Source organism: Luteibacter sp., from assembly GCF_051958795.1.
GTDB lineage: Bacteria > Pseudomonadota > Gammaproteobacteria > Xanthomonadales > Rhodanobacteraceae > Luteibacter.
This window is the reverse complement of sequence record NZ_JBQCFT010000210.1, coordinates 1-7,395: the sequence shown is the minus strand read 5'-3', so window position 1 is coordinate 7,395 and position 7,395 is coordinate 1. Positions and strand designations below refer to the sequence as shown.

Sequence of the window (7,395 nt, the reverse complement as noted above, 5' to 3'; positions counted from 1 at the left end):
AGGGCCGCGTAACCTGTCGATTTTCGCGAGAGCGGCGCTACGGCCCGGTCCGAAGGTCCGCGCCTGGCGGCCCCAAGGGCCTGCCCACCCGCAGCTTCCTCAACCTACGAAGGCGAGGCGGCGTCAGCCGCTCAAAACATGCATTCGCGCCAGCGAATGAACCGATTCAAAAGCGGGACGTAGTGCTCATCCCCGGACTTCCGCGAAGACCCATGAAAAAGGCCGCCCTGTGGGCGGCCTTTTATTCAGGGCGCTACGCCATACCGATCAGCGCGCGGGCACGCCCAGCTCCTTCAGCAACGCCGGCGACGGATACACCTTGTCCATCAGCCAGCGCATGTAGCGCATGTCCACGTGGATGGCGCGTTTGTAGCGCGGGTCGTACATCCAGCTCGCGCTCACCGCTTCCCAGTTGCTGTCGAAGTTCAGGCCGACCAGCTCACCCTTCGCGTTCAACACCGGCGAGCCGGAGTTGCCGCCCGTGGTATCCAGGTTGGAGAGGAAGTCCACCGGCATGGCACCAGTCTTCGGATCGGCGTAGCCGGTGAAGTCGCCCTTGCTGATCGCATCGAGCAACGGCTTCGGCGCATCGAACGGCACCTTCCCGGTGTTCTTTTCGACGATGCCCTGCACCGTGGTGAGCGGTGCGTACGTCACCGCATCGCGGGCGACCAGCGGCGTGACCTTGCCGTAGCTCACGCGCAGCGTGGAGTTCGCGTCCGGGTAGACGGCCTTGCCCTGCTTCTCGCGGTAACCGATCAGCGCCTGCATGTAAGCCGGGCGCAAGCGCAGGAGGTCGCCATCACGGCCCTTCTTCTCATCCTCGATGCGCAGCAGCGCCGGACGCAGGGCGCGGGCCGCCACCATCAATGCATCGCTGCTCTTTTCGATATCAGTGGGCGATGCGGCGAACAGGCGATTGCGCTCGGCTTCGTCACCGAACTTCGTGGCGCCGTAGATCGCATCCAGGGACTTCGCCAGGGCGGCTGGCGTGGTGCCGAACACCTTGTCGACCTCTGCCACATGCTGTGCGGCCGGAAGCTTCTGGTAGCGGGTCAGCAGCGAGGTGATGAGCGCCTTCTCCACTTTCGGATCGTAGCGCCGCTGGATCTGCTTCAGCTGGCTCTGGATCAGCTCTTCGTCGCGCTTCTGATAGCCGGATTCACGCTCGGCATCGGCCTTCGGGCGCTCTACGGCGAGGCGATCCACGTTCAGCGCGCCGCGCATGAGCTGGGTCTGCGAGGACAGCAGCCCGATCAACAGGTCGCGCTCGCGTACATCCTTGCCCTGCGCGATCAACGCCATGACCTGGTCGATCTGCGGCTTAAGCGATTTCGCATCCGGCTGGGTCGCCAGCCAGGCAAGCATGGCGGCCTCATCGTCACGGCGCGTGGCGACGGCGTCGCTACGCTCCAGCCCTTCCAGCTCGCCACTGAACCGCTTGATGCCGTTCTTCAGCGATTGCAGCTGCGAGGCGTAGTGGATAGCGGCGTCCTTGTCAGCCTTGCCCTGTTCCTCGATCACGTCCTGCAGGCCCTTGAGCACGGCCACGGAAGTAGGCAGCCGCCACTCCACCTGGTCGGCGAACTCGGCGGCGGTGCGGTGGCGGTAGGTAATGCCCGGGTAGCCCGCCAGCATCACGAAGTCGCCCTCGGCCACGCCTTCCGTCGCGATCTGCAGGTGCGACGGCGGGTGGTAGGGCTTGTTGTCGGGCGAGTAGTCAGCGGGCTTGCCGTCCGGGCCCACATAAGCGCGCAGAACGGTGAAGTCGCCCGCATGGCGCGGCCACATGAAGTTGTCGGTCTCGTCGCCGTAGTTGCCGATCGCGCGCGGCGGTGCGTAGACGAGGCGAAGGTCGCGCAGCTCAAGCTGCTTCACCAGGTAGAAGTCGCGGCCGTAGAACATCGTGGCCACGCTGCACTTCACCCCGGCTTCCTTCTCGCACTCGGCCACCAGCGCCTTGGAAGCGGCATCGACCGCGTCGTAGTACGCCCTGCCCGTCTTGCCCTTCGCGCCGGCGAGGATCCGCTCGGTGACCTTGTCGAACCCGACGGTGACCCGTGCCCGGTAGTCCGGGTTGGCCGGCAGCTCGCCAGCACGGTCCGGCGCCACGTATCCGTTGGTGATCAGGTCGCGGTCCGGCCGGGAGTTGTACTGGATGACGCCGAAAGCCACGTGGTGGTTGGTGACCAGCAGGCCGTCCGCCGAGACGAACGAGCCGGTGCCGCCGCCGACGCGGACAACGGCGTTCAGGGGCGCCTTGGTCAGGTCGGCCAGGTCTGCGGCGTTCCCGCGGAAGCCCGCGGCATTGAGGTTTTTCGCAATCGAAGGCAGCTGGGAGGGCATCCACATGCCCTCGTCCGCCTTCGCTTCCAGCGCCAAAGCCATGGCGGCTCCCAGCATTACGGTCCGGATTCGCATCGTCTCACTTGCCCCTGAGGTTTCCAAAGCTGCCCCACCCTAGAGGCCCGGCCGGGCCACTGGCAATGCCGCGGCGCACAAGCCAACGTACCTGCCGCGGCTTATAATGGTGGTTTGGCCCACCCCGCGGCCTGTCCCCACGGAAACCTGAAAGCTCATGCAGCAGACGATGAAGGCGCTTGTTAAGCGCAACCCCGAACAGGGCATCTGGATGGAAGAAGTGCCGGTCCCGACCCCGGGCCCGAACGAAGTGCTGATCAAGATTGAGAAGACGGCGATCTGCGGCACCGACCTGCACATCTACAAGTGGGACGAGTGGTCCCAGCGCACGATCAAGCCCGGCCTCACCATCGGCCACGAATTCGTCGGCCGCATCGCCGAGATCGGCCCGGGCGTCACGGGCTACAAGGTGGGCGACCGCGTCTCCGCCGAGGGCCATATCGTCTGCGGCCATTGCCGCAATTGCCGCGCCGGCCGCCAGCACCTCTGCCCGAACACCATCGGCATTGGCGTGAACCGCAACGGCGCCTTTGCCGAATACATGACCATGCCGGCCTCGAACCTGTGGCCGATCCCGGACCAGATCCCGTCGGAACTGGCTGCATTCTTCGACCCGTACGGCAACGCCGCGCACTGCGCGCTGGAGTTCGACCTGATCGGTGAGGACGTGCTGATCACCGGCGCCGGCCCGATCGGCATCATCGCCGCGGGTATCGCCAAGCACATCGGCGCGCGCAACGTGGTGGTCACCGACGTCAACGACTATCGCCTCAAGCTGGCCGCCGACATGGGCGCCACCCGCGTGGTCAACGTGGCGAACCAGTCGCTGAAGGATGTGGTGAAGGACCTGCACATCGAAGGCTTCGACGTGGGCCTGGAGATGAGCGGCAACCCGCGCGCCTTCAACGACATGCTCGAGTGCATGTACCACGGCGGCAAGGTGGCCATGCTCGGCATCATGCCGCGCGGCGCCGGCATCGACTGGGACAAGGTGATCTTCAAGGGCCTGACCCTGCAGGGCATCTACGGCCGGAAGATGTACGAGACCTGGTACAAGATGACCCAGATGGTGCTCACCGGCTTCCCGCTGCAGAAAGTGCTCACCCACCAGATCGCGATCGACGACTTCCAGAAGGGCTTCGACCTGATGGACGCCGGCGTCTGCGGCAAGGTCGTCTGCAGCTGGACCTGAGCCTGCCGTAGGAGCCCACCCTGTGGGCGACGCCGTTCGCGGTAACGCCACAGGGCCTGCGCAGTGAGGCGAAAGATGTCGCCCACAGGGTGGGCTCCTACCGAATCCATGCCCTTCACAACGAGTACACTTCCGCCCCGGGGGTAACGCGTTCGAAGGGGTGGATGGTATGGACACTCGTAAAGGCTGGCGGGACCTGCCCTGGCAAAGCGCGCGGGATCGCGCGCTGGCGACTTACCGGTCACGCCGCGCCCGGCGCATCGGGCTCGGGCTGGTCATCGCCCTTATCCTCTTCGCCCTGCTCGGCTTTCTCGCCGCACCCTCCCTTATCCGTTCGCAGATCGCCACCCGCGCTAGCAACGCGCTGGGCCGAGAGGTCACGGTCGGGCACGTGAGCCTGAATCCGTTCACGCTGCGCCTCACCCTCGACCAGCTGCACATCGCCGAAGCGGACGGAAAGACGGCTTTTCTCGATATCGGCCGGGTGACGGCCAATGCATCCTGGGCCTCGCTGTTTCATGCCGCGCCCATCCTCGACGAGCTGCGCATCGACAGCCCGCGCGTCCACCTGCAGCGCAGCGCGCCACAGCAGTTCAATTTCACCGACATCATCCAGCGTTTCGCCAGCCAGCCGGCCGACAAGGACAGTAGCCCGGCGCGCTTCGCCCTGACCAATATCGCCATCCATGATGGCCAGGTCGATTTCGACGACCGCGTGCTCGATGCCACCCACCACGTGGACCACCTCGAGCTGGGCATCCCGTTCATCGCGAACCTGCCGGCCGATACCGATATTTTCGTGCAGCCGTTGCTCGCGATGACTATCGATGGCAGCCCGCTCAGGGTGCAGGGCCAGACCAAGCCGTTCGCCACCAGCCGCGAATCGACGGTCACGTTCCACTTCGACCAGCTCGACCTGCCCCGCTACGTCGGCTTCATACCTGCGCCCCTGCCGGTCGCCGTGCCGGGCGGCAAGCTGTCCGGCCTGCTGGGCGTGAGCTTCATCATGGGCGAGAAGGCGCCGACCATCCGCATCAAGGGGCGCCTCACGCTGGACGCCCTGAAGGTCACCGGCAAGGACGGTGGCGACCTGCTTGCGATCGGCCACGCCGACGCCGACCTGGGCGTACTCGACCCCATGTCGTCGCGCTACCGGCTGAGCGAGATCACGATCAAGGATGGCGCCCTGCGCTACGCCCGCCTGCCCGGCGGAAAGAGCAACTTCGATGCCCTGACCGGCGGCGATAGCAAGCCCGACCCGACTGCACCGCCCATGGATGTGCGCATCGGGCTACTCACGCTGGAAAACACCCGCGTCCAGTATGCCGACCTTGCCGCGCCGGCTCCCGCGCGACTGGTGCTGGAACACCTCGCCGGCACGCTCAAGGGCCTCAGCACCGTCAAGGCCCCCGCCGCCGCGCTGGATGTGTCAGCCAACATGGCTGGCGGCTCGCTCGCCACGCAGGGCCAGTTCGAGCTTGCGGCCAGCCGGTACGCCGGCAAGGTATCGATCAAGGACGTCTCGCTCGCACCGCTGATGCCGCTGACCCCGCCGCTGCTGGCCGCCGATGTCACCGGCGGGTCGCTTACCGCCAACGGCACGCTGAAAGCCGACTGGCATGATGCCGCGACTCTTCGGCTCGAGCAGGCGAAGGCGCACCTGGACGGGTTCAACCTCGTGCCACACGGTGGAAGGGCATCCCCCGTCACGTGGACATCGCTTAGCGCGACCATCGCCTCGGTCGACATGGCGACCAGCGAAGCGCGCATCGATAGCGTGCTTCTGGACGGTCTCGTCCTCGACATGAAGCGGCTCGCCAACGGGAACCTGGATCTAACCAGCGTGCTCCCCGCGAATGCCAGCGCCGCACATCCCGCGGGCAAGGGCTGGCAGTGGAGCGTCGCCCACCTCGGCCTGAGCGATGGCAAGGTCACCTTGCGCGACGCGAAGGCGCCCGGGAAGCGCAGGGGTATCAACCTCACCGCCAGCGCCTTCAGCATCGACGGCCTTTCCGATGATTTGCGCAAGCCGATCAGCCTGGATCTGAAAGGTGGACTGGGAGAAGGCACGTTCGCGGTCTCCGGAACGTTCAAACCCGAACCGCTCGATGCGGAACTGAAGGTGCAGGCCACGCGGATCGACGTGGCGCCGCTGCAGGCGCTCGTGACCGTGCCGTTGAACGTGACCGTGGCCAGCGGCCTCCTCAGCCTGGAGGGCGACGCGCGCTACACCGATCGCGGCAAGGACACGCCGCGCGTGGGCTACCGTGGCAAGGCCACGCTGGGACGCGTCCGCGTACAGGACAAGCTGACCAACGACGACTTCCTGCGCTGGAACGCGTTGAGTGCCACGAACATGGCCGTGGCCATGGGCGAAGGCGTGCCGAAGATCGCGATCGGCGGCCTCGCCCTCGATGACTTTTATGCCCGCGTGATCATCAACGCGACCGGCCGCCTGAACCTGCAGGATGTCGTCGCCAACCCGGAAGCCCCGGGTGCCGTCTCGGTCACCCAGGCGCAGGCGAACCCCGCGCCGAAGAAAGCCGACGAACCGGTGCCCGTGCCCGCCGCGGCGGGTCCCGACGCCGACATCCGCATCGGCCAGATCACCCTGACCAAGGGCCGGCTCAACTACACCGATAACTTCATCAAGCCGAATTACACGGCCGATGTGATGGACCTCACGGGCAAGATCGGTGCGTTCGGTACGGCCGGCGGCGCGCCACCGGCACCGCTCACCCTGCAGGGCCAGCTCGACGGCAACGCGCCGGTCAACATCGACGGCACGATCAATCCGCTGGCGCCCGTCGCGTTCCTCGACATCACCGCCAAGGCCGAGGGCATCCAGCTCACGAACCTGTCGCCCTACTCCGGCAAGTACGCGGGCTATCCCATCACCCGCGGCCGCCTGAACGTCGATGTCCACTACACGCTGGACCAGCGCAAGCTGAGTGCGGATAACCACATCTTCATCGACCAGCTCACCTTCGGCGACCGCATCGAAGGCCCGGGCATCAGCCATCTTCCGGTGAAGCTGGCCGTCGCGCTGCTGAAAGACAGCGAAGGCCGGATCGACGTCCATGTGCCGGTCTCCGGCTCGCTCGACGATCCGCATTTCAGCGTCGGCGGCCTGGTCTGGCGTGCGATCGGCAATCTCATCGTCAAGGCCGTGACCTCGCCGTTCCGCCTGCTGGCTTCGGCAGGCGGCGGTCGCGAAGACTTGGGTTACCTGGAGTTCGCCCCGGGCTCAGCCGTACTCGATCCCGCGGCGGACACCAAACTTGCCGAGCTGGTGAAGGTGCTCAACAACAAGCCCTCGATCAGCCTGGATATCGTCGGACGGATCGATACCAGCAAGGACGAAAGCGGCCTCCGCAAGGTGATGGTGGACGACCTGGTCCACCAGGAGCAGGTGAACGACAAGGGCGACGATACGACGCCGCCGACCCAGGAGCAGCAGGATAAATACCTCGAACGCGCCTACCGGCATGCCGACTTTCCCAAGCCGAAGAACATCATCGGCCTGACGAAGTCGCAGCCACCCGAGGAAATGCGCACGCTGATGGAGACCAACATACCGGTCGACGCCGATGCGCTGCGCCACCTGGCCGAGCGGCGGGCCAACGCCGTGCGGCAGTGGCTGCAGGGCAAGGTGGACGACAAGCGCGTGTTCGTCGTGGCGCCCAAGCTCGATCCAAAGGGCATCGACGACGGCGGGAAGACCACCCGGGTGGACTTCGGCCTGCACTGAGCCCGTCCCGCCCTCCCCCTGTGGGAGCGCG

3 protein-coding genes are annotated in these 7,395 nt (G+C 66.0%); 2 read left to right on the top strand and 1 reads right to left on the bottom strand.

All coding sequences use genetic code 11. The annotated features are described in order from the left end of the window. Nucleotides 1-267: 267 nt before the first annotated feature. Entirely contained in the window at nucleotides 268-2,388 is a 2,121-nt protein-coding gene (locus tag ACTHLF_RS10665) for a S46 family peptidase (RefSeq protein ID WP_440327272.1), read from the bottom strand. Nucleotides 2,389-2,578: 190 nt separating this feature from the next. On the opposite strand from ACTHLF_RS10665, the gene tdh reads away from it, so the two are divergent. Together tdh and ACTHLF_RS10655 are read left to right on the top strand one after the other, a co-directional pair. Then, a complete protein-coding gene (gene tdh, locus ACTHLF_RS10660; RefSeq protein ID WP_440327270.1) occupies nucleotides 2,579-3,613 on the top strand; it encodes an L-threonine 3-dehydrogenase in 1,035 nt (344 codons plus the stop codon). Nucleotides 3,614-3,782: 169 nt separating this feature from the next. After that, a complete protein-coding gene (locus tag ACTHLF_RS10655) occupies nucleotides 3,783-7,364 on the top strand; it encodes a DUF748 domain-containing protein (protein ID WP_440327268.1) in 3,582 nt (1,193 codons plus the stop codon). Nucleotides 7,365-7,395 lie beyond the last annotated feature (31 nt).

What these genes read in the sequence shown, in the direction of transcription:
- ACTHLF_RS10665 (WP_440327272.1), bottom strand. Translation starts at nt 2,388, where the DNA reads ATGGCTTTGGCGCTGGAAGCGAAGGCGGACGAGGGCATGTGGATGCCC.
- tdh (WP_440327270.1), top strand. Translation starts at nt 2,579, where the DNA reads ATGCAGCAGACGATGAAGGCGCTTGTTAAGCGCAACCCCGAACAGGGC.
- ACTHLF_RS10655 (WP_440327268.1), top strand. Translation starts at nt 3,783, where the DNA reads ATGGACACTCGTAAAGGCTGGCGGGACCTGCCCTGGCAAAGCGCGCGG.